The following is a 24,104-nucleotide window of genomic DNA, read 5'->3' on the forward strand; positions in this document are numbered from 1 at the left end:
TCGAGCTTTGTGCGGCACCCGGCATCGAGCGGGGCGACGGAGATCAGAGGTTCAGTGCAATCGGAAGTGCACTCACCATCGGGCAGGTGAACGGGTCGCACGCTTCGAGATCGACCCGGCTGTGAAACCAGGCGACGACCCCGTAGGTGCGGAAGATTGGAGTCTTCGTGTACGGGACCCCGTGTTGTTCGCAATGCTCACACACGAGGGCCTTCGCACAACGCAGGATTGGCCACGCCATGCTCGGGAACAGATGGAGTTCTGCCTGGTGGTTGAGACCGCCCAGCAGGTGGTCCACCCACACGCCACCAGCGATGCTACGCGAAGATCGGTCCTGACGCGAGAGCGAATCCGTCTCGACCCCCTCGACGGCGCTCGGAATCGCCGCTTCGGCGGGTGCGGATGGGCCTCCGGACGGGCCACGCGCGGCCGGCGTCCGGCCCGGTCGGGAAGCAGAACCGCGGCCCCAGAGGCATGGCGGCGACGGTGGAGCAGCCCGCGGCGCCCCTCGGCACCGACCGGATCGCACACGCGGTCACCCCTGGTGAGGTTGTCTGGGACATCGCTCAGAGGTGCGCCCGCTGAGTGCGTCTACAGGACGACATGCGACTCCGGCACGGCGACCGCGGCGTAGCGTCACGGACATCGACGGAAGGCTGGGCCATGAAGTACCTCATCTACGGGGTCGCCTCGGTCATGACGAGCGACGAAGCGGCGTACGCCGTGCTCGACTACGCGACGGCACTGGCACAGTCCGGCCTCGCTGACCGCGTGGACGTCCCTTCGGTCGACGACTACGGCATGGCCGCGACGTCGAGCTTCATCCTCGCCCCCGCGATCGGCGTCCTCGTGCAGTCCGCTCCGGACGACGAACTCGGTCCGGAGACCACCCAGTTCGCCGCCGACCTGCGCATCCGCACCCACGCCGTCCAGGCGGGCCGGGTCCACTGACCGGCACCGTGCCTCCCGTCTCGTCACCTGACCGGAGCCGCACGCACGCGCGTGCTGCTTGACTAGGGGCGATGGCAGACAAGGAACAGCGCTTCCGGAGCGAACAGCTCGAGGAAGCCCTCGCGAAGCAGGACGTCGCTGCAGTGGCCTACGCGCTGCGCAACGACATCGTGATCGTCCCGCGGCTCGTCACCGGGAAGAAGGACATGCAGGTCCGGGTGTTCGGCCGTGAGGGCTCGGACAAGCGCATCCTGCTGCTGTTCTCGTCGGCGGACGCGTACACGGCGATGGTGCCGGGCGAGAAGCTCCGGCAGGTGATGGTCTACGACGCCGCGCGGCTGGAGGAGTTCCTGGCCGCGCACCTGGACTCGCTCGAGGGCGTGTTCTTCGACATCGCCGGGCCGCACACCATGCAGTCGGAGCCGGCGGACCTGCTGGCTGCGCTGCGCGCCTGAACGGCACGGACGGTCTGGCGGGCACTGACCGGCGCTGACCGGCACGGACCGGCCTGGAGGCTGTGTCTGGTTCTCAGGGTGTCGGTGCCTCCGTCAGAAGGCGGCGTCGAGCTCGCGCTCTCGTGGTGACCTCGTCATCGAGAACGCGACCCGCAGCGCTTCGCGGAGGTGCTCGGCGTCGGCGCCGAGAACGGTCGTGAACCCCAGACGTCCGGCCTCGTTGGCCCGCTGCTTCGCCCCGGTCGCCGCACGGATCTCCCCGGCCAGACTGATCTCCCCGATCGCGGCGAGGGTGTGCGGGTACGGCCGGTCTCGTGCGGCACTCGCGAGGGCGAGCACGATCGCCAGGTCGGCGCCCGGTTCGGTGAGCTTCATGCCACCGACCGTCGAGACGTAGACGTCGGCGTCGGACAGCTTGATGCCGGCACGGCGTTCCAGCACCGCGAGGAGCATCGCCACCCGGGACGCGTCGACCCCGTTGACGACCCGGCGTGGCTGGGGTGCCGAGCTCGGGACGACCAGCGCTTGGATCTCCACGGGCAGGGCTCGGCGGCCCTCCATCGCCACGGTGATGCAGGTGCCCGACACCGGCGCCCCGTTGCGGGACATGAACAGGCCGCTGGGGTCGGGGACCTCGTGGATGCCGTCGCCGGCCATGTCGAAGCAGCCGACTTCATCGGTGGGACCGAACCGGTTCTTCAGGGCGCGGACGAAGCGGAGGGCGGTCTGCCGGTCGCCCTCGAAGTGACAGACGACGTCGACCAGGTGCTCGAGCAGGCGTGGGCCGGCGATGGTGCCGTCCTTCGTGACGTGTCCGACGATGAGGACCGGCAGTGCCGCCTGCTTGGCGACCCGGATCAGCGTCGAGGCGACCTCGCGCACCTGTGACGTACCGCCCGCGATGCCGTCGACCGAGGCGGAGGAGATGGTCTGCACGGAGTCGGCGATGAGCAGGTCCGGCTGCACCTGCTCGATCTGACCGAGGATGACGCCGAGGTCGACCTCGCTCGCCAGGTACAGGTCGTCGTGCATCGCCCCGGTGCGTTCGGCGCGGAGCCGGACCTGGTCGACCGACTCTTCGGCGCTGACGTAGAGGACCCGCTTGCCCATCGCGGCTGCGCGTGAGGCGACCTCGAGCAACAGGGTGGACTTGCCGACCCCGGGCTCACCGCTCAGCAGCACGGCCGCGCCGGGGACGATGCCGCCGCCGAGGACACGGTCGAACTCCCCGATGCCGGTCTGCCAGCGCTGGAACGAACCGCTGCGGGCTTCGGTGATCGGACGGGCGATGCGGTTGCCGGTGACGGCGATCGACGCGGTGCCACGGGTGCTCGCGGTCGCAGCGGAGGCGTCCTCCACCGTTCCCCAGGACTGGCACTCACCGCAGCGGCCGACCCACTTGATGCTGGTCCAACCGCACTCGGAGCAGCGGTAGGACGACTGGGGGCGGGCCATGGGACGAGGTTAGGCCGCTCCGCCGACATCGGTCGGCTCGCCGTCGTCGGTCCGACCGGGCAGCGGGAGCGACCCGGTGACGCGCTGGCGCAGGCGGTCGAGCGAGCTCGGGCGGTTCGCGGTGTCGATCGTCTCGGCGCCGTCGGTGTCCTGCTCCGCCCGGGCGTGGGCGACGTCACCGGCCTGGCGTCCGAGGTCCTCGGCTTCCCGTGCAGAGAGGTAGCGCCGGATCGCGGCGACGGTGTCGACACGGTTGTCGACCGCCGGCTCGAACGCGCTCGCCCAGATCTCGTACCCGCGGTCGTTCGGGTGGAAGAGGTCGCCGTACGTGTTGAAGAAGGTCCGCCGGATCCCGACGCGCTTCGTGATCTCGTGCAGGGGTGCCACGGTCAGCCCGAGTTCCGCGGCGACCCGGTGCACGATCTCGTTCGCGACGGCGACCTTGCGCTCGCGGTCGGGCACGAACATGCACGGCAGCTCGGCGACGACCGCGTGGGAGGGCACCGCGCCGTAGATCGCCCGGATGTTCCGCTCGAACTTGTCCGGGTGGAAGTCGGCGATGTCGTTCGCCCCGATCGACACCGTGCAGATGTCCGGCGTGAAGTGCTGCAGCTTCGGCAGCTGGTCCTTCTTCGCACCCCACGTCGTCGAGCCGGAGACGCTGAGGTTCACGACCCGCACGGTCATCCGCGAGCGGTGCCGGATCCGACGGGCGAGCAGCCCTACGTACCCGCGCCCCGGAGCCGTCGCGCCGACGCCCTGCGCCGCTGAGTCGCCGATCGCCACGTACGTCAGCTGGCCCTCGTGGTGCAGCCGCTCGCGCCACCAGTCGGCGTGCACCGGGAGCATGTCGACCACACGCTGCGAGGCGGCCCGTTGGCCCCGGATCCCTGCCCGCGCGCCGAAGCCCGCTGCTCCACTGACGACGGCGGCGCCGGCGAGGGAGGACAGCAGGGCGACGAGGGTGCGCGTTCTCATGCCGGAGACGGTACGCGCGGACCCTCGGACCGAGGTCACCCGCGTGGCGTTCTGTGGACGGAGCGCCGGACGTCCCCACCTGTGGAGGGGGAGGTGTACTGGGTGTCGCCGTGGGCCTCCCGGATCGTGTAAACTCTTTCCCGGTACCGTGTCCGAGCGGCCGAAGGATCATGTCTCGAAAACATGTGTGGGGGCAACTCCACCGTGGGTTCAAATCCCACCGGTACCGCCACAGAAAACCCCCGTTCACGCGGGGGTTTTCTTCGTTTCGGGAGTGGTCTTCGTGCAGGTGTCGCGCACGCTCCTGCGCGCACGACTCCGGACCGCGGCTACCTCCTCTGCGGCAGCGTCGTCAGCCAGAGGTCGAGAGTTTCCGTGCGCGTCAGCTGTCGGGTCGTGCCAGACCGGCAGGCACGGACGGGGTGACCGTGAACGACGGAACGGGTCCGACAGCGGGCGTCCGTTCGTTGACCATTCCCGATGCTCGTGATTTACTTCCGACCAGTCAGTAATATTGAGCAGGAGTGAGCATGTCCCGAGCAGCACAGACCACCTCGTCATGGGGACCGTCCCTCGCGGTCTTGTCAGTGGTGACCGCGATCGCAGTGAGCACCATCTACTTGCCGCAGCCCCTGCTGACCGACTTCATCAGCCAGCTCGGGACCACCACGGCAGCGGCGAGCGGGATCGCCACTGCCGTCCAGTTGGGCTACGCGCTCGGTATCTTCCTGCTCGTCCCGTTGGCCGACCACTTCCAACCGCGGGCGCAGATCAGCCTGCAGATGCTGCTGCTCGTGGCAGGGCTGCTCGTGACCGCAGCTCTCCCGGGCGTCGGCTCGATCGCCGCTGGCTTCTTCGCCGTCGGGTTCGTCGCGAACATCGCACAGCTGATCATCCCGACCGCTGCCAAGATCGCGCCCGACGATGCCAAGCACAGCACGACCTCCGCCCTCGTCGGGTCCCTCTTGATCGGGATCTTCGGCGGACGCATCGTCGCGGGCCTCCTCGGGACGCTCATCGGCTGGCGCGGTGTGCTGGTGCTCTTCGCCGTCCTCGTGCTGCTCTGCCTCCCCTTGGTGCGTCGCGTGGTCCCCCGCCAGATGCCCGTCGCGGAACGGGTCGCGTACCACCGCATCCTCTTCGCGACCCTGCACCGACTGGCCACCAGTGGCGTGCTGCTCGAGAGCGCGATCGTGCAGTTCTTCGGGTTCGCGGCGTTCAACGCCCTCTGGACGGTGATGGTCCTCCACCTCACCCGTGTGCTGCACTGGACTCCCGCCACAGCGGGCTTGTTCGGCGTCGTGGGGCTCCTCGCCGGTGTCCTGACGCTCGTCGGGGCCCGTACCGTGCAACGACTCGGCAGCGCCCGCATCGTGGACATCTCCTTGGTCGTCCTCCTGGCGGCCCTGCTCACCGTCGCGTTCGACGCTCGGCTCATCTGGGCCTTCGTCCCGTCCGTGTTCGTCGTGACCTGGGCGAACCAGCTCCTCCAGTCCGCCAATCAGGGCAGGGTGCTGCTCGCGAACCCCGCCGGCGCCGCGCAGGCGAACACGATGTTCATGGCTGCGGTGTTCCTCGGCGGATCGCTCGGAGCGACACTCGGGCCGATCGCGTTCGAACGCGGAGGCATGGGCGCCGTGGGCGTGCTCGGGCTCGCACTCGTCGGCGTGGCCGGTGTGGTGCGGGTGATCGCACTGCTCGTCGAACGGCGAAGGAGAGGTCGTCGCATCCCGACGACCGCTCTCGAGCACGGCGTTTGACGTGCGGTTCGCGGTGCCTTCCGGTCAGGATGGACCGTGACCAAGTACGACAGGGCAGAAACGACGTCCCGGATCTTCCGCGCAGCGGTCGAGGAGTTCTCCACCCACGGCATCTCCGGCGCACGGATGGATCGGATCGCCGCGAACGCTGACAGCAGCAAGGCGCTCATCTACTCCTACTTCGGAGACAAGGAAGCGCTGTTCGCTGCGGTGCTCCGTGCTCGGATGACCGAACTCGCCGAAGCGGTGGTGCTCCGTCCGGAACGCGTCGGTGACTTCGTCGGGGACCTCTTCGACTTCATGACAGCCAATCCCGATGTGCTCCGGCTGGTCTCGCAGGAGGCCCTGCACGTCGACCCCGGAGCGGTGCCCGACTTCGAGGAACGCCGCGACCACTACGCCGAGAAGAGCCGCGCTGTCGCACAGGCACAGCGGGACGGGATCGTGGATCCGACGCTCACCCCTGCGTTCGTGGTCCTGTCGCTCATGGGGCTCGTCAGCTGGTTCGTCGCGGCCCCGCAGATCACCCGCCTCGTCCTCGACGAAGCGGATTCCGCGGACCTCCGCTGCCGGTACCGAGAACACCTGATCGACCTCTCCGAACGGCTCCTCCGACCGGGTGGGCGCACGCCGAGTTGACCGCGGTCCGTTGACCGGGCCCGGACCGGCGGACGCGCACCTGGTCGCGTACTCACCCGTCCCGAACGCACGACGCATCCGCCGGGTCACTCCGGTGGGACCACTGACGACCAGACGCAGCGGCGTTCCTACAGTCGCAGCATGCGCACGCACACACCCCTGCAGGTCGATGACCTCCCCGGCACCGTCCGGCTGCTCGACCGGTTGCGGGACGCCGCCCCCGCCATCGACGAGAACGCTGCCGTCCCCGCGGACCTCCTGACCGAGCTGCGGGCGAACGGACTGTTCGAGATGCTCACGACTCCGCCGCCCGGCTCACCCCGGGTTCCCCTCCCCGCCGTCTTCCGCACCTACGAGCGCATTGCCCGCGCCGACGGCTCGATCGCATGGCGCGTGTGGAACGGCAACTTCGGCTTCCTTCTGGACCTCCTCGGACCGGCCGGGCGGGACGCGCTCCGCAGCGGCGCGCGGAACGGGTCCCCTCGGTTCGCCAACGCCGGACAGCCGGGTCGAGCGCGGAGGACGGCGACGGGGTGGCTGGTGGACGGGCGGTGGCCGCTGGTGTCGGGTGCCGACACGGCCGACTGGTTCGTCTTCGGGGCGCTGGCCGAGGACGGCGATGCGCCGGGAACGGTCCTGCGGGCACCGCTGCGCGCCGACCAGGTCCGGATCGAGGGTGACTGGGAGGGAACCGGTCTCCGCGGAGCCGGCAACCGGGTCGTCGTCGCCGACGGTGCAGCCGTCCCGGACGATCTGGTCACCGTCATGCGTCCCGCACCGGGTTCCGCCGAGCCGGACGGGTTCACGCCCCTGCTGCTCGTGGCGCCGGGCGTCTCGGCGGTCACCCTGGGGATCGCGCATGGCGCGCTCGACCTCGCTGCCGAGCGGCTCCGGGAGGATCCACGGCGGGGCGCCGACCCGGTGCACCGGATGGGCCTCGCGCGCGCCGACGCCTCGCTCCGAGCCGCACTCGGCGGGCTGCTCGATGCGGCGGCCGTGGTCGAGCGTCGGCGGACCGCCGACGAAGCGGTCACGCATCCGGAGCGGGCCCGGACGATGGCGAGCATGTTCCACGCGGCCGAGGTCGCCTCGGATGTGCTCGAAGCCTCGGCTGCGTTGGGCGGTTCGGCGTCCCTCCGTCGTGGCTCTGCGCTCGAGCGGGTGCTGCGCGACGGCGCCACCGCACTCCGGCACGGGAACCAGTCGGCCACGGGCTACCCGGCAGCGGGTGCCGCGCTCATCGCTGATGACGATCCGTGATCGAGACGATGCCGAAGCACATCGTCAGCCAGACCGCGCAACCGACCACGATGCCGATGACCAGCCCCGCAGCAGGGCGTGCGGCTGCGGTTCACGTGTGTGCCACCCCGGGTCGACGAGCCTCCGCAACCCTTCTTCTCTGGGTCACCCGACCGTGCTGATCTCGTTCGTTCGAGGGCATCGCGGCGCGACGTCGCGGCGGTACGTTCATGACGAGCTAGTTCGATGATCGGAGCCCGATGCCCCGCCCTCTCGCGGCCGACCCGCCGCTCGCTGCGTTTCATTGCGGCGGCTGCGGCGTCGAGTACCCGACGCACATGCGGAATCGGAAACACTGCACGAGGGAGTGCTGGCTGCTGTACCTCGTGGCGCGCACCGGCCGCTGCGAAGGATGCCACGCAGAGATCGCCTTGAGCTTCGACGAGCAGTTCGTCGCGCACGTCACAGGCGAGTGGGAAGCGGTTTCGACCGCGTTCACGGCCCTGCATGAGGGCTGCCGACGAAAGCACATCGACGAGTCCGGACGGCCGGTCGGCTGTGGGTGCTCGGCGTGCCGACGAGCTCGAGGGGACGCTGCCCCAAGGCTTCGCCCGGCTCCTCAGCCGCGAACGCGCGAGGTGTCACCTGAGTTCGCGAGAAACCGGCCGATCGTCCTTGAGCGGGACGGCTGGGTGTGCCAGATCTGCCAGATCCCGCTCGACCGCGAAGCGCTGCCGTTCGACGATCGCGCGCCGGCGGTCGACCACATCGTTCGCGTGACCGACGGTGGAGGCGGCGAACTCGACAAACTCCACGCGACACACCGGTGGTGCAATCTGCGGCGCGAGCGCTTCCTCTTCGGCGAGGACGACCTCGTTGCGGAGGCCGCGCGAGCGCGCTTTGCATGACTCGCCCAACCGGAGTATGTCGATGAACACGACGCCCCGATCAACCAACCCGGGCTTCTCTGAGCCGAAGGAATGAAGAAGATGACTGACTACTCATTCTTCCTCGCGAGCTTCGTCGGAGAGCGAGACGGTACGGCAGTGGAACTGCACGGCAGCGATGACGAGGTTGTTGCAGAGGTGTTCGAGGACGCTGAAAGTGGCGCGTGCACGTTCGCGATGCCGAATCGAGTTTCCGTGCCGGCGTCCCTTGTGTGGGAACTCCTGAGACGAGCTGCGTTGGAGTTCCCGGGAGCCGCGGGAGAGCTCTGATGATCGGGGCTCTTCCGCGTGTCCCGTTGTGGGTCTCGTCGTGTGCCTCGGCGGAGGCCCGCAGCAGGGCGTACGCCTGCGGTTCACGTGTGTGCCACCCCGGGTTCACGAGCCTCCGCGACCCTTCCTCTCGGTGTCACCGGTCCGTGTGACCACGCTCCGAGCGGAGAGGTACCCATGTGCCCGTTCCTGATCGCTGTCCCGAGGCGTCGAGCCCGTACGGTGCTGGGCGTCCTGGCCGTGGCCTGCGCCGTGTCGTTGATCGCTCCCGCGGGAGCGTCGGCGGCGCCGTCGCGGACCACGCCACATCCTGGCGCCTACGGGTACTTCGTCGACACTTACAAGACGAACACCCCGGCTGCCACCACACCGGAGGGGAACGCCGCGATCGGCGTGCTGTCACAGTTCGGGAAGCTGTGGCACCCGGGATCGACGTGGGACAACGGGGTCGCCGTCGATGCGGCAGCCCAGCGGATCCTGGACTCGAACATCGCACAGGCAGCGAAGACCACACGCACTCGCACGGCGGCGCAGGGGCACGAGGCGTACCTGATCGACCGACGGAACCAGAGCTACTCGGCCATCGCGGGTTTCGGTGACCTGTCCGACGCGGTGAAGGCCGCGACGCACGCCGGTACGACGATCCCCGACGAGATCCCGGCGGACGCCACGATGAAGCAGTACGTCGACCAGGGCAACGCGAACGGCGCGTGGGCGGACACCGATTCGGACCTCGGCGACGTCGTGCAGCTGGTGAACACGCTGCGCGGCGACTCCTCGTCGACGAGCAACGCCAAGAAGTACTACCAGTACGCGCGGCCGTACCGACAGAGCCGCGATGTGCAGGTCCTGCCGCAGCTCGTCCCGGAAGAGTCGCCGACACCCGCGACCGACGGCGGGTTCCCCAGCGGGCACACCAACGCCGGCTACCTGTCGTCCCTGGCCTTCGCGTACGCGTACCCGGAGAAGTACACCGAGCTCCTCACCGAGGGCTCGGAGATCGGCAACAGCCGGATCGTCGCGGGGATGCACTCGCCCCTCGACGTCATGGGGGGACGAGTCCTCGCGACCGCGCTGGCGGCAGCGGTCCTGAACGACCCGGCCAACACGCAGCTCGAGCAGCAGGCCCACCAGCAGGCCGAGAAGGTGCTCGCCGACGCCACCCCGAGTGCGGTCGATGACGACGACTACGCGGCGGACAAGGCCGAGTACCGCAAGCGGTTGACGTACGGGTTCACGCGGTCCGGCGGGAAGACGATCCCCGCCACCGTGCCGAAGGGTGCCGAAGCGCTCCTCCGTACCCGCCTGCCGTACCTCAGCGACGACCAGATCCGGGAGGTGCTCCGGACGACCGCACTGCCGTCGGGCTACCCGCTCCTGGACGACGCGGAAGGGTGGGGACGACTCGACCTCTTATCGGCGGCCTCGGGCTACGGAGCGTTCGACGGCCCGGTGACGGTCTCGATGGACGCCGCCGGGCAGGGCCTGGACGCCGCCGACACCTGGCGCAACGACATCGGCGGAACCGGGTCGCTGACCAAGCGCGGCACCGGCGCCCTCGCGCTCGCCGGCACGAACCGCTACACCGGTGGCACCACCGTCCGCGAGGGAACGCTGACGGCTGACTCTGCTGCCGCCCTCGGCAAGGGGTCGGTGACGACCGTCGCCGGCACACTCGCCGACGCGAGCACGAGGACGATCCGCATCGGCGGCGACCTGACGCAGCGCTCGCACGCCACGTTGTCGCTGAGCGTCGACGGGCGGCAACCAGTCCTGCGCGTCGCCGGCACCGCGTCATTCGGCGGGACGCTGCAGGTGCACGTCGCCAACGGCACGGCGCTGGCGAACGACGTCGTCCTGATCAAGGCCGACCGCATCGCCAAGGGGACGAACTTCCGCACGGTCCGTGTCGACGGGCTGCCCGCCGGCTACAAGCCCGTGCTGGAACGTCACGGCAACGAACTGCACCTGGTCAAGGCCGACGCGGCGGGACGTGGGCACCACCGAGGCCGCTGAGGCGCGAGCGTCCGCTCCGGCCGGTCGCGCGGAGACGGCTGCGAGTCCCTGACGCCGAGCGGAACCCGCGGCTGGCGAGGGAACCCAGCCGCGGCACCCGACACCGAAGTCCCGGGTCGCCGTCATTGCGGCTCAGAACACCGCGAGCGCGCTGGTGGTGAGCTGGTGCACGCTCGTCGACGCGCAGGACTCGAAGAGCGACCCGGAAGCGCCGACGAAGAGCGACTGTCGGGACCCCGGCGGGATCACGCGGAAGCCGTCCGTGACCCTGGGGTGGCACGTCGCCGAGTCCCAGTTGCCGGCCGCTTCGACGGTCACGATCGCCTGGACCTCGCCACCGGGACGGATCGACAGGGTCGGGTGCGGGGTCGCACGGTCGAGGGTGGCGGGGTTGCCGATCTGGGTGCCGTTGCCGCCGCCGACGAAGGAGACTCCGGGCCAGCCCTGCAGGGTGCACGCCCTGGCCCCGGTGTTGCGCAGGACGATCGCGACGCGCTGTGCGCCCGCGCTGGCACCGCCGCCACCGTCCGCGATCGATCCGGTGAGCTGTGCGGTGGCGCACCGGCTCCCCGACGCGGCACTGCCGGAGGCCGACCCGGCGGACGTGCGCCCGGTCGAAGTGGAGCCGGCGGATGTCGAACCGCCCGGGGCGGAGGCCGCAGCTCCGGACGCTGCTGACGCGGGCGCGGGCGTGGGCGTGGGTGTGACGGTGGGCGGGGTCGTCTGCGTGGACGCACTCGGACCGGCCGACGGCGTGCTCGGCGCGGTCGAGGACGCGGGACTCCCGGGGCCGGCGCATCCGGTGAGCGCGACCGCCAGGGCCGCGACGGTGATCGTCGGCAGGATGCTTCGTGCGAGGTGTGTGGTCATGGTGCCAGGGTGCTTTCCGTCGTCCGACCCGGGCGACGGACGCGGGGATGACCCGTGTCGCCCTGGAGGATGATCGTTCCGTTCCGGTACTGATTGCGCCGGTGTCCGTCCGACCACCCTGGGGACGACCCTGCCGATGGGACGTGACCGGCCGGCGGCAGCCGTGTGTCAGTCCGGACACAGCGCTCGGTCGCGGTCGAGCCCCGTGATCCCGGGCGCAGCACCCGGCGTCGTCGTGCGGCGCTTCAGGCCCGGATCCACGGACCACCGCGGCGGCTGCGGGTGCGTGGCCCCCCCGGGGGTGCCCCCGGGACCGGTGACCCACCCCGGTCTCCGCCGGACCGGTCAGCTGGTCGCGCGGGCGACGGCCAGGACCGACCGTCCGACGCCGTCGAGCTCGTGCGCCCAGACGGCCGTGAACGTGCGCCGGAGCGGTCGTCCGTCGAGTGGCACCCGGACCAGCCGTCCGTCGTCGAGGTCGCTCTGCACGGAGCGCCGACTCAGGACCGCCGGCGCGATCCCGGCCCGGGCACTCGCTCGGATCACGGCGGCGCCGGAGAGTTCCCCCGCGGGTGTGGACAGCGCAGAGCCAGCGGCAGCCAGCGCGTGCTCGAGGACAGCCCGGGTGCCGGAACCGACCTCCCGGACGAGGAGCGCAGTCCGACCGAGGTCCGCTGCGCTGATCGAGGGCGTGGTCGCCCAGGGGTGACCGGGCGCGACGACGACGACGAGTTCGTCGACCGCGATCGCCTCGGAACCCAGGTCGTCGGGGACGTCCGGGCCCTCGATGAAACCGAGCGCGGACCTCCCGTCACGGACCTCCGCCAGGACCTCGGCCGTGTTGCCCGCGACCAGCCGCACCCGGACCTCCGGGTCCTCGACGCGCAGCTGCACCAGCCAGTCCGGCACCAGCATCTCCGCGATGGTCTGGGACGCAGCGATCGTGACGGAGCCGGTCGGTGCGCTCAAGGCCCGCACCCCGGCTTCCAGCCGGTCGGAGGCGTCCAGCATCGGTTCGGCGAGCTCGAGGACCACCAGTCCTGCCGGCGTCAACCGGGACCCGGCTGCGCTCCGATGGACCAGCGCCGTCCCGGCTGACCGCTCCGCCACCGCGAGACGAGCGGACACCGCCTGCTGCGTGACACCGAGTCCGGCCGCCGCCGTCGAGATGGAACCAGCGCGCGCCACAGCACGCAGGACCTCCACGGTGTCGAGGTCCATCCGTCGATCGGTCAGCCGTCGTCCCACAAAGAGTCATTGTGCACCGACAAGCGGACCGCCGTAGCGGCCGTGACGAGAGCGGCGGAGGCTGTCGTCATGACCGCTGCCACTCCGCCGACGCCCACCCTGCCGCTCGTGCTGCCGCGACCACGGCGGTTCTTCCGGGAGCTCGACCGCCCCGGACTGATCGTCTCGAACCTCACCCCGAACTGGTTCGCGTCGATCATGGGGACCGGGATCGTGGCGACGGCGGCAGCCGGTTCGCCGTGGCAGTTCCCCGGCCTGCGGTTCGGAGCGACGATCGTCTGGGCGGGGGCCGCGGTGCTCCTCGTCGCCCTGACCGTCGCCACGGCGTTGCACTGGAGGCTGCACCGTTCGACGGCGCGTGGCCACGTCAGCAACCCGATCGCCGGCCACTTCTACGGCGCTCCACCGATGGCCGTCCTGACCGTCGGTGCCGGGACACTCCTGCTCGGCAAGGACTGGATCGGCGTCGACGCGGCGGTGACGGTCGACTGGGTCCTCTGGTCCATCGGCACGGTCGCCGGGCTCCTCAGCGCGGTCCTCATCCCGTACGTCGCCTTCACGCGGTACCGCTCGACGCCGGAGGCGGCCTTCGGTGGGTGGTTGATGCCGATCGTCCCGCCGATGGTCTCGGCCTCGACCGGGGCACTGCTGCTGCCCTACGCACCGGCGGGACAGGTCCGAGCCACCCTGCTCTGGGCCTGTTACGGCTTCTTCGGGCTCAGCCTGGTCGCGTCGCTCGCCGTCATCGGGCTCATCTGGGGTCGGCTCGTCCACCACGGCGTCGGTGCGCCCGCGATGGTCCCCACGCTGTGGATCGTCCTCGGTCCGGTGGGCCAGTCGATCACCGCCGTGAACCTGCTCGCCGAGAACGCCCGGTCCGCGACCGACGCCGGGACCGCTCGGGCGCTGTTGGTCCTCGCGTTGGTCTACGGCTTCGCCATGCTCGGGTTCGCACTGCTCTGGACGGTGATCGCACTCGCCGTCACCGTCCGGACGAGTCGACGGCACCTCCCGTTCAGCCTCACCTGGTGGTCGTTCACGTTCCCGGTCGGCACGTGCGTCACCGGTCTGAACGGGCTCGCACTGCACTCCGGCCTGGTCGCGGTCCAGGTCCTCTCCGTGGTGTTCCTCGCGGGTCTCGTCGCGGCGTGGGCCGTCGTGGCGGTCCGCACGTTCCGCGGTTCCGTCCTCAGCGGAGCCCTGCTCGCTCCGCCTCCGGCGGCGCTCCCGTCCCGGTGACGAGCGGGAGCGCCGGGCGACGCTCCCGTCTCGGCGACGAGCCAGGAGCACCCGGGCGTCAGTGGTCCGCCGCCGCCGCACCCCGGCGGGCAGATCCGGCCGTCCGGACGCCCAGCCAGACGAGGGCGCCGGCGCCGAGGAGCGCGATGACCGCGGCGAGCTGGAAGTCGACGGCGATGCCCACGGCGGCGACGGCGACGCCGCCGAGGCTGGAGCCGATCGCGAGGGCGACCTGGATGGTGGTGACGAACATCGCGAGTCCTGCCTCGGAACCCGCCGGCGTGGCCTGCACCATCCAGGTCTGCAGCCCGAGTGGGAGGCCGCCCCACACGATCCCCCACACCACCAGGAGGACGAACACGGCCACCGGCAGGTGTGCGACGAGCGGCAGCAGAGCGACGGCCGCGGCCAGCGCGATCCCACCGGCGACGAGCGTGCCGGAGACGGACCGGTGCAGCGTCACGCCGGCGGCGGAGTTGCCGACGACGCCGGACACGCCGAACACCAGCAACGCCACCGAGACCACGTCTGGGTCCACCTTCGCCACGTCGTGGAGGAACGGGCTGATGTACGTGTAGGCAGCGAACTGTGCGGCGAAGAGGAGCGCGGCCACGAGCAGCCCGATGCGGGCACGGGGCACACCGAACAGCGCCGTCAGCGCGGCCGGGCGCACGCGCTGCTCGGCCGGCATCGCGGGGAGGGTGAGCAACTGCAGCACGAGGGCGACGAGACCGATCCCCGCGCCGATGACGAACGCGAGCCGCCACGTCGAGGTCGCTGCGACGACCGCACCGAGCGGGAGGCTGACGACGGTCGCGATCGAGATCCCGGCGGTGATGAGGGAGGTGGCGCGGATGGTCCGGGACGCGTCCACGAGCCGCACCGCGATGCCGGCTCCGATCGCCCAGAAGCCGCCGAGGGCGACGCCGAGGAGGACGCGGGCGGCCAACAGCACGGCGAACGCCCCGGCTGTGGCCGCGATGACGTCGGAGACGACGAGGACCGCACTGAGGCCGATGAGCACGACCCGACGGTCGAGGCCGGAGGTCGCGACCGTGACCACGGGTGCTGCGACCGCGGCTGCGAGCCCGGTGACGACGACCATCAGTCCGGCGGTCGCGATCCGGACGCCGAGGTCCGAGGAGATCGACGGGAGGAGCCCGATGGGGAGGAACTCGGAGAGCACCGTGCCGAACGACCCGACGGCGACGGACGAGACGCTGAGCCAGGCGTTCTGGTGCGAGCGGGACATGAGCTGTTCTTCTTTCGTCGTGGTGGACGTGGGACGTCCGGGGGCGGTCAGACGACCGTGCTGCCGCCGTCGACGGCGAGTTCGCTGCCGGTCATCCCCGAGCTCTGGTCGGACACGAGGAACAGCACGGCGGCGGCGACCTCTTCGGGCAGGAGCAGGCGGCCGAAGGGCAGCTTGCTGGCGATGGCGGCCAGGAGCGCGTCTGGGTCGTTCGGTGCGAGGCCCTTCAGGCCGGGGGTCTCGGTCGGGCCGGGCACGACGGTGTTGATCCGGATGCCGCGCGGTGCGAGCTCCGCGGCCCAGGTGCGGGTCAGGGTCGCGACCGCGGCCTTGGACGCCCCGTAGAGGCCGAACGCGGGTTCGGTCCCGGATGCCGACGAGGAGCCGGTCACGACGATCGCGGAGCCGTCCGTCAGGTACGGCAGCGCCCCCTGGACCGTGAGGGTGGTGGCGCGGACGTTCGTGCCGAACGTGCGGTCGATGTCCTCGGCGGTCACCTGTGCGAGCGGCTTGAACTCGCCGACCCCGGCGTTGACGTGGACGGCGTCGAGTCCGGTGCCGCGCGCCGCGACGGCGTCGTACACGGCCGCGATGCCGGCCGGTTCCGTGGCGTCGGCCCGCACCGATGTGACGTGGTCGCCGAACTCCTCGCGGAGTGCGTCGAGTGCTTCCTGGCGCCGTCCCGTGACGAAGACGTGCGCTCCCTCCGCGACGAACCGACGGACGACCGCCAGCCCGATCCCCGAGGTGCCGCCCGACACGAGTGCGGTCTTGCCGTTGAGTGTCCCGACCATGGTGTTCTCCTGTTCATCGTGTTGTTGACTGCTTGGTCCAGAACGCTACGACATAATAGACACTTCAGTCAAGAACGAGTTCGAGGAAGGTCACAGATGCCACGACCACGCATGTTCGACGAGGCGGAGGTCATCGACCGCGCACGCCGCACCTTCGCCGAGACGGGCTTCGCCGGGACGTCCCTCGACGACCTGCTCGAGGCGACCGGCCTGGCCCGGCAGAGTCTCTACAACGCCTTCGGCGGCAAGAAGGAGCTCTTCATGCGCGCCTTCCTCAGCGACACCGCCGAAGCGGTCGACGCCGTCAAGGCGAGCCTGCAGAGTGCCCAGCACCCGATCGTCCGCATCAGGACGGTGCTGGTCGGCGCCGCGGTCGAGCACGGTGCGGGGCAGGCGCCACCGTCGCTCTTCCTGCGGGCCGCGGTCGAGCTGTCCAGCCGCGAGGCCGAGGTCGCCACGGCCGTCGCCAGCGCGTTCGACGCGATCCGCGCCGACTACGTCGCGTGCATCGTCGACGCGCAGGCCGCCGGCGAGATCGACGCCGACGCCGACGCCGAGGCCCTCGGGACGTACTTCTGCGCCGTCATCGAGGGCATGTCGACGCTCGGCCGCGTCGGCCTGCCCCGGGCGACCCTGCTCCAGATCGGCCTCACCAGCCTCGCGACGATCCCGATCACACCGGTCGGACGCGAGCGCCTCGGCACCGAGGACGGCGACTGGACCTGACGGACGGCACCGCTGACGGACGGCACCGCTGACGGACGGGAGGCGCGGGTCGGGCCCGCACCGCGCCTCCCGTCCGACCCGTGGTGCCACGGATGCGTGGTCCCGCGCGTGCGCGACACCATCGCGGCATGACCATGCCATCCACCGCAGCCCTGCTCCGTCGACACGTCCACGGCCTCGAGCACCTGACCGACACCAGCCCCGTCGGACGTGTCGTCCGCGCCGGCTCGCTGGCGTTCACCGACTCGGGCACCGACCTCGCGCCGTTCAACTCGATCACGGTGACCGGCGCGGCCTGGTCGGTCCGCGATCTCGAGCGGGCGGCGGAGCTCGCGGTCGAGGTCGGCCGGCCCTGGTCGATCACGGTGCAGCAGGGCGGATCGGTGCCCGGCGACGCGGCTCGTCTGCGTGCCGTCCAGCGGGTCGCGGCGGCCCACGGCCTGACCGAGCGCGACGCGGACCCGTTCCTCGCCTGCCGGCCGGGCGACTTCCGGGCCACCGGCGCCGTCGGCACCGGGGATGCCGAGGGGGAGCCGTCCGTCGCCACCGTCTCGGCCGTTGCCCGGGTCGAGTACACCGCGACGCTCGCCGCCGGCTTCGACGTGCCCGCCACCGCGTTCGGCGATGTCTTCGGGGGCAGTCTGCTCGACGACCCGCTGGTGACGGGCTACCTGGTGCGCGCCGGGCGACACGCGATCGGCACCGGTCTCGGGATCCGCACCGACGACGTCGTCGGGGTCCACAACATCGCCGTCGTGCCCGGAGCGCGCCGCCGGGGTGCCGGACGCGCGGTGTCCGAGCGCGTCGTCCTGGACGGGTTCGCCCGCGGTGCCGCTGCCGCCTCCCTCGTCAGCTCGGACGACGGCCTGCCCCTCTACCGGTCGCTCGGGTTCCGGCAGGTGGACACCCTGGTGCGGTGGTCGGCACCGGACGGACCAGACGAGCGCTGAGGGGCGGGACCGGTCAGCGCGGGAGGGCGCTGAGCGGTCGCTCCGATGCCGGGTGGTACCGACGGAACACGGTGTCCGGGAAGTGCGGCCCGACGAGGACCACGTCGTCCGACCCGACGCGCTCCGCGATGCGCTCCCGGGTGGTAACGGCCCCGGCCGGGTCGTGGTCCCCGACCCAGACGAGTCCGGGGTGCAGGACCTCACCCGGGCAGTGCACCGCGTCGCCGACGATGAGTGCACGGGTGTGGCTGCCCTGCACCGCGAAGGCGAGGTGGCCCGGGGTGTGTCCCGCGGTCTCGACGGCTCGCACACCGGCGACGGGTTCGGCGCCCGCCGTCAGGGACCGCCGGCGGCTGCCGATGAGGGCGAGCTCGTGGGGGCGGGGACCGACGGCCTCCGCGCTGCGCGCCGGATCGGTCCAGAAGTCCCACTCGGCGTCGTGCACCCAGTACTCCGCGTTCGGGAAGGTCGGGACGAGGTTCGCTCCCTCGTTGCCGATCCACCCCACGTGGTCGGCGTGCAGGTGGGTGAGCAGGACGGCGTCGACCTCGCCCGGGTCGACCCCGACGGCATGGAGGCTGTCGAGCAGTCCGCCGCCGTGCATGCTCGCCGGGCGGTCCGACCCGGGCGGTGTGAGGGGGATCGTCCGGTCACCGATGCCGGCGTCGACGAGGACCCGTCGTCCGCCGGTGGTGACCAGCACCGCCCCGACGCTGAGGACGAGCATGCCGTCGTCGTCCAGGACGTCGAGGCCGTCCCCCAGGAGGGCGTCGTGGCCGGCCGGGTAGGCGAGGACGGGGTCGGCGCGGAACGCCCCGTCGGGCAGGTAGGTGAGTGTGGTCCCGCCGAGGTCGAGGCTGGCAGCGGGGGCGGGGGAGGCGGTCACGAGGTGCTCCTGTCGGTGGTCGGGTGCGGGGTGGGCGACGTCTTCCTCAGACCAGGCCGAGGTCCACGAGTTCCGGGTACGCCTCGTCGAGCGGCAGGGCGAGGGTCCGTCGGACGGCCACGCTGCGGTCGTCGGCGAGCACCTCCAGCGCGCCGGCTTCGATCTGGTCGTACGTGCGGCGGACGACGTCGGCGGGCTCGCCCATCGGCGGCAGCGGCACGTCGTACCGGGTGAGCATGCCGGTGCGGGTGAACCCGAGGTGGACCCCGACGACGCGGACACCGACGGGGGCGAGCTCCAGCCGGAGCACGTTCGTCGCCGCCCAGAGCGCCGCCTTCGACACGCTGTACGCACCGAGCCGGTGCGCCCAGCTGGCAGCGGAGAGCACGTTCACGAGCGTGCCGCCGCCGTTCGCGGTCATCACCGGTGCGAAGGCCCTGGCCACGCTGAGGGCCCCCCACAGGTTGGTCTCCACGACCTGCCGGGACACCTCGAGTTCGCCCTGGGAGAGCGACTCCAGCGAGGCCGTGCCCGCGTTGTTGACCGTGATGGTGACGTCGCCCGCCCGAGCGGCGGCACGTTCGACGGAGCGCGGGTCGTCGACGTCGAGGTCGAGCGGGACGACGCGGTCGTCGTCCCACGACCAGGGTGAGCGGGTGGTCGCGTACACCTTGCGTGCGCCGCGGTCGAGGGCCTGGCCGACGAACTCGACGCCCAGGCCTCCGTTCGCGCCGGTGACGAGCAGGGTCGCGCCGTCGATGCGTGGCTTGTCCATCGGTCTTCCTCTCCGGAGGCCGCCGGGTACGGCCTCGGGTCCAGCATCGTCGCGCCGGTCTGCCGGGTCGTCCGTGGGACCACGGGGAACGGTCGGGGTCACGGCTCCGGCGCCGGGAACGTCATGGTGACGCGGAGTCCGTGGGGCTCGGCGTCCCCGAACACGACATCGGCGTCGTGGACGGCCGCGACCCAGGACACGATCGCGAGCCCCGTCCCGGTCCCGGACCCGACGGCGGTCGTCCGGCCACCCTGCAGGACGTCCCGGCGTCGGGCGGCCGCGATCCCGGGCCCACGGTCCGTGACCTCCAGTACCCGGCCGCGCAGCGTCACCGCCACGGGACCGGAGCCGTGCCGCACAGCGTTCTCGGTGAGGTTCCGGACCGCCTGTGCCAGCAGTTCGGCGTGGCCGACGACGACCGATGGCTGTAGGTCCTGACGGACGTCCTCAGCGCCGTCGACGTCCTCGATCGCGAGTTCGACCACCTGGTCGAAGCGGACCGGCTCGAGTTCGAACGAGGCAGGGTCGGCGCTGCGGATCCGAGCGCGGTCGAGCAGGCGCTCGACGAGGTCGGACATCCGGCCGACCTGCGTCGCGATCAACGTCGGCGACGCCGATCGGTCGTCGTCGAGCGCGAGCTGCATCACCGCGAGCGGGGTGCGGAGCTCGTGGGCGGCTTCCCGGAGGAACTGTTCGTGCTGCTCGATGCTGCGGATGGCGGGACGCATGGCCATGCCGGAGAGGAGGTGTCCGAGACCGGTCCCGAGCGTGCAGAGGCCGACCACGGTCAGCACCAGGAGGAGGTCGAGTGACCGGTGTGCGGGTGGCGGGGCCGCCGACACACCTGCCAGGGCGACGGTGTCGCTGTACGGGACGGCCAGGGCGACCCAGCGGAACGGCACCGCGGACCGCACGGCGGGTGCCGTCGACCGGACCGGGCCCCGGCTCCGTCGGGCTCGCTCGACCATGCCGGAGATCGCGGCCGAGGACGGCAGCGCCCGTTGTGACGGCGACGCGACCACGATCCCGTCCGGGTCGACGTAGGCGAACGTACCGGGGATCGACGTCCAGGCTTCGATGCCCTGCGAGTCGAAGCGGACGTCCGGCCCCGACGACACCGCCGACCGCGAGAGTTGTTCCACGGTGCCGGTGAGCTCGCGGTAGGTCTCGCGCGTGTGCGACCGCGAGTCGATGACCGACGCCATGACCGCGAGGACCACCAGGCACAGCGCCGTGGTCAGGGCGAAGAGGACCGTCCCGCGCCACCGGAGCCGACGCAATTGCTGCCGTTCAGGCGTCACCGTCGCCTCCCGGCGGCTCGTCAGCAGTCGGCCGGTCGTCGGTGCCGTCGACGAGTCGGTACCCCACCCCGCGGACGGTCTGGATCGGGTCCGGTGCTCCCAGCCGTCTCCGGAGCTGCGCGATGACGACGTCGACCACGTTCGACGCCGGGTCGTGGTGTTCGTCCCAGCACCGCTCGATCAGGTCCGACCGCGTCACGACACCGCTGGAGGCACGGAGCAGCTCCTCGAGGACGGCGAACTCCTTCGCACGGAGCAGCAGCTGGGTCCCGTGCCGGTGTGTCGTGTGCCGTTGCACGTCGAGTCGGATGCCGGCTCCTGCCAGGACCGGGGGGACGGTGACCTGGCCCCGTCGGCTCAGCGCGCGCACCCGGGCGATGAGCTCGACGGCGGCGAACGGCTTCACGAGGTAGTCGTCGGCGCCGAGGTCGAAGCCGGCGACGCGGTCGGCCAGTCCGTCCCTGGCCGTGATGAGGAGGGCCGGGGTCAGGTCCCCGCGACGGCGCAGGGTGGCGACCAGCGCCGAGCCGTCACCACCGGGGACGCTGCGGTCGAGCACCAGACAGCCGTAGCTGTTCGACTCCGCCGCGATCTCGGCGCTCTCCAGGTCGTGTGTGACGTCGACCGCGTACCCGGCGTGCCGGAGGACGCGCTCGACCTCGACGGCGAGGGGCTCGTCGTCCTCGAGCAGCAGGACCTTCACTCGGGTGCCGCCGACGACGTGTGCCGGACCCCGGTGAGCGCATGGAGGTCCCCGCCTCCCGGTGGCGGCGGCGGGACGGGCTCCGCTTCGAGGCAGCGGTCGAGCAGCTGTTCCACGAGCCGGGCGCGCTCGACGATCTCGTCGGCGTCGGCCGACCCGGGCAGGATCCGTACCTCGACGGTGTCCCGGGCTGGTTCGTCGGTGAGGAGCGCGGTCAGGTTGAGGTCGAAGAACTTGCTCAGACCGGTACTGCGGGCTGCGTCCTGCAGGGCGGGCCAGGCGTGTCCCGCCTCCGTCAGCCCGAGCAGTTCCGGCGGCAGGGGGCGGATCTTCGTGGCGGCGGGGTTCGTCCCGAGGGCGGCCCACAGTTCTGCGCGCCAGAGGGCGAAGAGCCGGACGAGGTTGGTGAACGGGCCGACCGCGCGGAAGGGCCGTCCGTCGAAGTGCAGGTGGACCGCGGCCTCGACGGGCACGGTGAACCCGAGGGCACGGGCGTGTCCGAGCAGGAGGTCCAGGGTGGCGTGGTGGTCCGCCGTCACGGGGGCCGTGACGATCTCACACGGCCGGTCGCGACCACGAGGGAGCGCGGTCGCCAGTGCGACGGTGGCGCCGGACCGGTCGTCGAGGCGGCGTACGGGTCCCAGCACGTCGACCTCGGTCCCGAAGAGGGCGGCGGTCGTGTCGAGGAGCCGGTCGAACACGACGTCGGCGCGTTCGTGGCGGGTGACGAGCCGGAGCAGACGCGGGTCGTCGGAGAGCACCCGGAACCACCCGTCGGCGGTGCTCGGCACACCGGCGGGTCGAGCTGCGTCGCGGATGTCGGCCACCAGTGTGATGTCGTCGACGAAGGAGGCGAGCAGCGCCCCGGCTGCGTCGTGCACGTCGAAGCCCGGGGTCAGGTGCCAGAACTGTCCCATCCCGGGTACGAGCGAGGGCTCCGAGTCGGTGTGGAAGACGGCGGACACCCGGCCGTCGACGGCGGCCGCGACCCGGTGTGCGAGGGCTCGCCGGTCGGAGCCCTCCGGGGCGAGCAGTTCGACTTCGAAGCCGATGCGTCGGTGCAGGACGGGCATCGTCGGTTCCTCCGTGCAGGGAGCCGGTGCCGCGTCGTGAGCGACGCGACACCGGCTCGGTCCAGCCGTCAGGGCTTGATGGGCAGGGCGATCTGCGGGGTGCTCAGCAGGTCCTGACCGGCCTTGACCTTGGCGCTGTAGGTGTCGATCTTCCAGGCCTGCGCGAGCTCCTGCGCGTCGGCGAAGTCGTAGCCGGCCGCGAAGAAGGCTGCCTCGGCGTCACCGGCCGACGGCGTCGGGTGTTCGAGCGGGACGGGCTGGTTCGCGAGCGCCAGGCCGCCGGCCTTGACCTTCGCGGCCTGTTCCGAGATCCGCCACGACGCGGCCAGACGTGCGGGCAGCCCGGGGTCGTCGCTCTCGGTGAGTGCGAACGCACGGAGCCGCTGCGCCTCGGTGTAGCTGCGTGCGAAGCCCTGACCCGGGGCGAACGGCAGTGCCCGCCCGGCGATCAGCGCGGCTCCGGCGGTGGTCTTCGCATGCGGGCGGTCGGCGGAGTTCCAGAGCACCGCCAGGTCCAGGGCGTCCTCGTAGCCGTACCCGGCGGCGTAGTAGGCGTTGATGTCCTTCGCTTCGGGGGAGGCGTCGATCCGCTTCTCCTCGGCTTCCTTGAACTGCTTGACCTCCTCGGCGCCGGTGAGGGTCGGTCCCGCCGCCGGAAGCGGGGTGGCGGACGCCGTCACGCTCGGCTTGCCGGTCCCGTCGTGGTGCGACACGCTGGCGTTGGCGGGCAGGCTGCCGAACAGGGCGGCGGCCGCGCAGACGGCCGCGCCGGTGGCGAGTGCCGTGCCGCCGATCCGGCGGAACGCGCGTCCGCGCGGGGTGGAGTCGTCGTTCTGGTTCATGATGGTCTTCCTTCCAGTGGTGATTGGTCTGTCTTCGTCGGATGGGATCGTGGAGCCGGCTGCCGTGGACGCCGCCCTCAGCGAGGGAGGACCGCCTGGATGCCGATCAGGGTGTCGGTCTCTGAGCGACACGTGGACCCGAGGTAGCCCGGGGGCAGGCCGGCGGAGAGTGGTCGCTCTGTGTGCGGGAGCACCACCGCCACTGCGTCGGGGACCACTGCGTCGCAGTGCGCCGAGTCGGTCCGGGCGTGCAGTGCCGTGTACACCTGCGCGGCCCCCGAGGGCCGGAGCGTGACGGCGGGTGCCGGTACGGCGCGGATCTGCAGTGCGTACGGGCCGAAGGGCTCCCCGTGCGCCGAGAGCCGGGCACGGGGCCAACCGCCGAGGACACAGCTGTGTGTGCCCTCGTTCGTGACGACGACGGCGAGCAGCACGGCTCCCTCGTCCGTCGGTGGTGCGGGAAGTGCGGTCCCGTCCCGGCCGCTGACCGTCAACGAGAGAGCTGCGGCGCGGCAGTCGGGCGACCGCAGGCTGTGTCCCGTCGCTGACGCACCGGCGGCGGTCGGACTCGTCGTCGAGCACGCGCTCGTCATCGTCGCCGCGGCGACGAGGACGGCGACGATCACGGTCCTCCGGAGCCTCAGCTGGTGCATGCGTCGACCCTGACAGCGGGCCCGTGAGACGACGATGAAACGGGTCGCCGGGCCCGTCCACGGCGCGGCGACCGCGTCACCG

The 24,104-nt window shown here is 71.4% G+C and carries 25 protein-coding genes and 1 tRNA gene; 11 read left to right on the top strand and 15 right to left on the bottom strand.

Annotated elements, in window-relative coordinates; genetic code table 11:
- Window positions 1-43 precede the first annotated feature (43 nt).
- Window positions 44-529, bottom strand: a complete 486-nt coding sequence (locus tag SOM35_RS17385; protein ID WP_414648542.1) for a fatty acid desaturase — start codon at window positions 527-529, stop codon at window positions 44-46.
- 134 nt (window positions 530-663) lie between these two features.
- Between SOM35_RS17385 and SOM35_RS03530 the strand changes: the two genes are divergently transcribed.
- Entirely contained in the window at window positions 664-951 is a 288-nt protein-coding gene (locus SOM35_RS03530; protein WP_111045024.1) for a hypothetical protein, read from the top strand.
- Window positions 952-1,022: 71 nt separating this feature from the next.
- Complete coding sequence (locus SOM35_RS03535) at window positions 1,023-1,406, top strand: SseB family protein (RefSeq protein WP_111075220.1); 384 nt, start codon at window positions 1,023-1,025, stop codon at window positions 1,404-1,406.
- 93 nt (window positions 1,407-1,499) lie between these two features.
- Here the strand turns inward: SOM35_RS03535 and radA are convergent, their stop codons facing one another.
- Both radA and SOM35_RS03545 read right to left on the bottom strand, forming a co-directional pair.
- Window positions 1,500-2,861 carry a DNA repair protein RadA gene (gene radA, locus SOM35_RS03540; RefSeq protein ID WP_204610204.1) on the bottom strand — a complete coding sequence of 454 codons (1,362 nt, stop codon included), beginning with the start codon at window positions 2,859-2,861 and terminating at the stop codon, window positions 1,500-1,502.
- Window positions 2,862-2,870: 9 nt separating this feature from the next.
- Window positions 2,871-3,839, bottom strand: coding sequence for an SGNH/GDSL hydrolase family protein (locus tag SOM35_RS03545; RefSeq protein WP_221849490.1), 969 nt, complete (start codon window positions 3,837-3,839; stop codon window positions 2,871-2,873).
- 142 nt (window positions 3,840-3,981) lie between these two features.
- Between SOM35_RS03545 and SOM35_RS03550 the strand changes: the two genes are divergently transcribed.
- The 4 genes from SOM35_RS03550 (at window position 3,982) to SOM35_RS03565 (ending at window position 7,498) form a co-directional block, all read left to right on the top strand.
- Window positions 3,982-4,071: transfer RNA gene (locus SOM35_RS03550), tRNA-Ser, on the top strand.
- 298 nt (window positions 4,072-4,369) lie between these two features.
- Entirely contained in the window at window positions 4,370-5,599 is a 1,230-nt protein-coding gene (locus SOM35_RS03555; protein WP_320514399.1) for an MFS transporter, read from the top strand.
- A 36-nt stretch (window positions 5,600-5,635) separates the two neighbouring features.
- Entirely contained in the window at window positions 5,636-6,238 is a 603-nt protein-coding gene (locus SOM35_RS03560; RefSeq protein ID WP_320514400.1) for a TetR/AcrR family transcriptional regulator, read from the top strand.
- A 141-nt stretch (window positions 6,239-6,379) separates the two neighbouring features.
- Window positions 6,380-7,498 (top strand): acyl-CoA dehydrogenase family protein, encoded by a 1,119-nt coding sequence (locus SOM35_RS03565; protein ID WP_320514401.1) that lies wholly within the window; start codon window positions 6,380-6,382, stop codon window positions 7,496-7,498.
- Window positions 7,499-8,118: 620 nt separating this feature from the next.
- Here SOM35_RS03565 and SOM35_RS03570 read toward each other — a convergent pair.
- Entirely contained in the window at window positions 8,119-8,415 is a 297-nt protein-coding gene (locus SOM35_RS03570; protein WP_320514402.1) for a hypothetical protein, read from the bottom strand.
- Between the two features lie 51 nt (window positions 8,416-8,466).
- On the opposite strand from SOM35_RS03570, the gene SOM35_RS03575 reads away from it, so the two are divergent.
- Window positions 8,467-8,694 carry a hypothetical protein gene (locus tag SOM35_RS03575; RefSeq protein WP_320514403.1) on the top strand — a complete coding sequence of 76 codons (228 nt, stop codon included), beginning with the start codon at window positions 8,467-8,469 and terminating at the stop codon, window positions 8,692-8,694.
- Between the two features lie 252 nt (window positions 8,695-8,946).
- Window positions 8,947-10,710, top strand: a complete 1,764-nt coding sequence (locus tag SOM35_RS03580) for an acid phosphatase (RefSeq protein WP_320514404.1) — start codon at window positions 8,947-8,949, stop codon at window positions 10,708-10,710.
- Between the two features lie 132 nt (window positions 10,711-10,842).
- On the opposite strand, the gene SOM35_RS03585 is transcribed toward SOM35_RS03580, so the two are convergent.
- Window positions 10,843-11,580, bottom strand: a complete 738-nt coding sequence (locus tag SOM35_RS03585; RefSeq protein WP_320514405.1) for a DUF4232 domain-containing protein — start codon at window positions 11,578-11,580, stop codon at window positions 10,843-10,845.
- A gap of 345 nt (window positions 11,581-11,925) precedes the next feature.
- Window positions 11,926-12,801 (bottom strand): LysR substrate-binding domain-containing protein, encoded by an 876-nt coding sequence (locus SOM35_RS03590; RefSeq protein WP_320514406.1) that lies wholly within the window; start codon window positions 12,799-12,801, stop codon window positions 11,926-11,928.
- A gap of 96 nt (window positions 12,802-12,897) precedes the next feature.
- On the opposite strand from SOM35_RS03590, the gene SOM35_RS03595 reads away from it, so the two are divergent.
- On the top strand, window positions 12,898-14,067 hold the full coding sequence (locus SOM35_RS03595) for a TDT family transporter (protein ID WP_320514407.1): 1,170 nt from the start codon (window positions 12,898-12,900) through the stop codon (window positions 14,065-14,067).
- A gap of 58 nt (window positions 14,068-14,125) precedes the next feature.
- Here the strand turns inward: SOM35_RS03595 and SOM35_RS03600 are convergent, their stop codons facing one another.
- The gene (locus tag SOM35_RS03600; protein WP_320514408.1) at window positions 14,126-15,319 is read right to left on the bottom strand and encodes an MFS transporter; all 1,194 of its coding nucleotides are present in this window, start codon (window positions 15,317-15,319) and stop codon (window positions 14,126-14,128) included.
- Window positions 15,320-15,366: 47 nt separating this feature from the next.
- Window positions 15,367-16,113 (bottom strand): SDR family NAD(P)-dependent oxidoreductase, encoded by a 747-nt coding sequence (locus tag SOM35_RS03605; RefSeq protein WP_320514409.1) that lies wholly within the window; start codon window positions 16,111-16,113, stop codon window positions 15,367-15,369.
- A gap of 96 nt (window positions 16,114-16,209) precedes the next feature.
- Between SOM35_RS03605 and SOM35_RS03610 the strand changes: the two genes are divergently transcribed.
- Complete coding sequence (locus SOM35_RS03610) at window positions 16,210-16,839, top strand: TetR/AcrR family transcriptional regulator (protein WP_320514410.1); 630 nt, start codon at window positions 16,210-16,212, stop codon at window positions 16,837-16,839.
- Window positions 16,840-16,967: 128 nt separating this feature from the next.
- A complete protein-coding gene (locus tag SOM35_RS03615; RefSeq protein ID WP_320514411.1) occupies window positions 16,968-17,789 on the top strand; it encodes a GNAT family N-acetyltransferase in 822 nt (273 codons plus the stop codon).
- Between the two features lie 13 nt (window positions 17,790-17,802).
- On the opposite strand, the gene SOM35_RS03620 is transcribed toward SOM35_RS03615, so the two are convergent.
- From SOM35_RS03620 to SOM35_RS03650, 7 genes are all read right to left on the bottom strand, one after another.
- Window positions 17,803-18,675: an MBL fold metallo-hydrolase gene (locus SOM35_RS03620; protein WP_320514412.1), complete on the bottom strand. Its 873-nt coding sequence runs from the start codon at window positions 18,673-18,675 to the stop codon at window positions 17,803-17,805.
- Window positions 18,676-18,721: 46 nt separating this feature from the next.
- Window positions 18,722-19,450: an SDR family oxidoreductase gene (locus tag SOM35_RS03625; RefSeq protein ID WP_320514413.1), complete on the bottom strand. Its 729-nt coding sequence runs from the start codon at window positions 19,448-19,450 to the stop codon at window positions 18,722-18,724.
- A gap of 98 nt (window positions 19,451-19,548) precedes the next feature.
- On the bottom strand, window positions 19,549-20,751 hold the full coding sequence (locus SOM35_RS03630; protein WP_320514414.1) for a sensor histidine kinase: 1,203 nt from the start codon (window positions 20,749-20,751) through the stop codon (window positions 19,549-19,551).
- A complete protein-coding gene (locus SOM35_RS03635; protein WP_320514415.1) occupies window positions 20,741-21,454 on the bottom strand; it encodes a response regulator transcription factor in 714 nt (237 codons plus the stop codon). The genes SOM35_RS03630 and SOM35_RS03635 overlap by 11 nt, the downstream gene beginning before the upstream one ends.
- Complete coding sequence (locus SOM35_RS03640; RefSeq protein ID WP_320514416.1) at window positions 21,451-22,527, bottom strand: amidoligase family protein; 1,077 nt, start codon at window positions 22,525-22,527, stop codon at window positions 21,451-21,453. The genes SOM35_RS03635 and SOM35_RS03640 overlap by 4 nt, the downstream gene beginning before the upstream one ends.
- 68 nt (window positions 22,528-22,595) lie before the next feature.
- Complete coding sequence (locus SOM35_RS03645; RefSeq protein WP_320514417.1) at window positions 22,596-23,369, bottom strand: hypothetical protein; 774 nt, start codon at window positions 23,367-23,369, stop codon at window positions 22,596-22,598.
- 77 nt (window positions 23,370-23,446) lie between these two features.
- Window positions 23,447-24,022, bottom strand: a complete 576-nt coding sequence (locus tag SOM35_RS03650) for a DUF4232 domain-containing protein (RefSeq protein WP_320514418.1) — start codon at window positions 24,020-24,022, stop codon at window positions 23,447-23,449.
- Window positions 24,023-24,104 lie beyond the last annotated feature (82 nt).

It is taken from the genome of Curtobacterium sp. CFBP9011, assembly GCF_034045095.1.
Classification (GTDB): domain Bacteria; phylum Actinomycetota; class Actinomycetes; order Actinomycetales; family Microbacteriaceae; genus Curtobacterium.

Coding starts and splice junctions, on each gene's coding strand:
- SOM35_RS03530 (WP_111045024.1), top strand. CDS start 664: ATGAAGTACCTCATCTACGGGGTCGCCTCGGTCATGACGAGCGACGAA.
- SOM35_RS03535 (WP_111075220.1), top strand. CDS start 1,023: ATGGCAGACAAGGAACAGCGCTTCCGGAGCGAACAGCTCGAGGAAGCC.
- radA (WP_204610204.1), bottom strand. CDS start 2,861: ATGGCCCGCCCCCAGTCGTCCTACCGCTGCTCCGAGTGCGGTTGGACC.
- SOM35_RS03545 (WP_221849490.1), bottom strand. CDS start 3,839: ATGAGAACGCGCACCCTCGTCGCCCTGCTGTCCTCCCTCGCCGGCGCC.
- SOM35_RS03555 (WP_320514399.1), top strand. CDS start 4,370: ATGTCCCGAGCAGCACAGACCACCTCGTCATGGGGACCGTCCCTCGCG.
- SOM35_RS03565 (WP_320514401.1), top strand. CDS start 6,380: ATGCGCACGCACACACCCCTGCAGGTCGATGACCTCCCCGGCACCGTC.
- SOM35_RS03575 (WP_320514403.1), top strand. CDS start 8,467: ATGACTGACTACTCATTCTTCCTCGCGAGCTTCGTCGGAGAGCGAGAC.
- SOM35_RS03585 (WP_320514405.1), bottom strand. CDS start 11,580: ATGACCACACACCTCGCACGAAGCATCCTGCCGACGATCACCGTCGCG.
- SOM35_RS03590 (WP_320514406.1), bottom strand. CDS start 12,801: ATGGACCTCGACACCGTGGAGGTCCTGCGTGCTGTGGCGCGCGCTGGT.
- SOM35_RS03595 (WP_320514407.1), top strand. CDS start 12,898: ATGACCGCTGCCACTCCGCCGACGCCCACCCTGCCGCTCGTGCTGCCG.
- SOM35_RS03600 (WP_320514408.1), bottom strand. CDS start 15,319: ATGTCCCGCTCGCACCAGAACGCCTGGCTCAGCGTCTCGTCCGTCGCC.
- SOM35_RS03605 (WP_320514409.1), bottom strand. CDS start 16,113: ATGGTCGGGACACTCAACGGCAAGACCGCACTCGTGTCGGGCGGCACC.
- SOM35_RS03610 (WP_320514410.1), top strand. CDS start 16,210: ATGCCACGACCACGCATGTTCGACGAGGCGGAGGTCATCGACCGCGCA.
- SOM35_RS03615 (WP_320514411.1), top strand. CDS start 16,968: ATGACCATGCCATCCACCGCAGCCCTGCTCCGTCGACACGTCCACGGC.
- SOM35_RS03625 (WP_320514413.1), bottom strand. CDS start 19,450: ATGGACAAGCCACGCATCGACGGCGCGACCCTGCTCGTCACCGGCGCG.
- SOM35_RS03640 (WP_320514416.1), bottom strand. CDS start 22,527: ATGCCCGTCCTGCACCGACGCATCGGCTTCGAAGTCGAACTGCTCGCC.
- SOM35_RS03645 (WP_320514417.1), bottom strand. CDS start 23,369: ATGAACCAGAACGACGACTCCACCCCGCGCGGACGCGCGTTCCGCCGG.
- SOM35_RS03650 (WP_320514418.1), bottom strand. CDS start 24,022: ATGCACCAGCTGAGGCTCCGGAGGACCGTGATCGTCGCCGTCCTCGTC.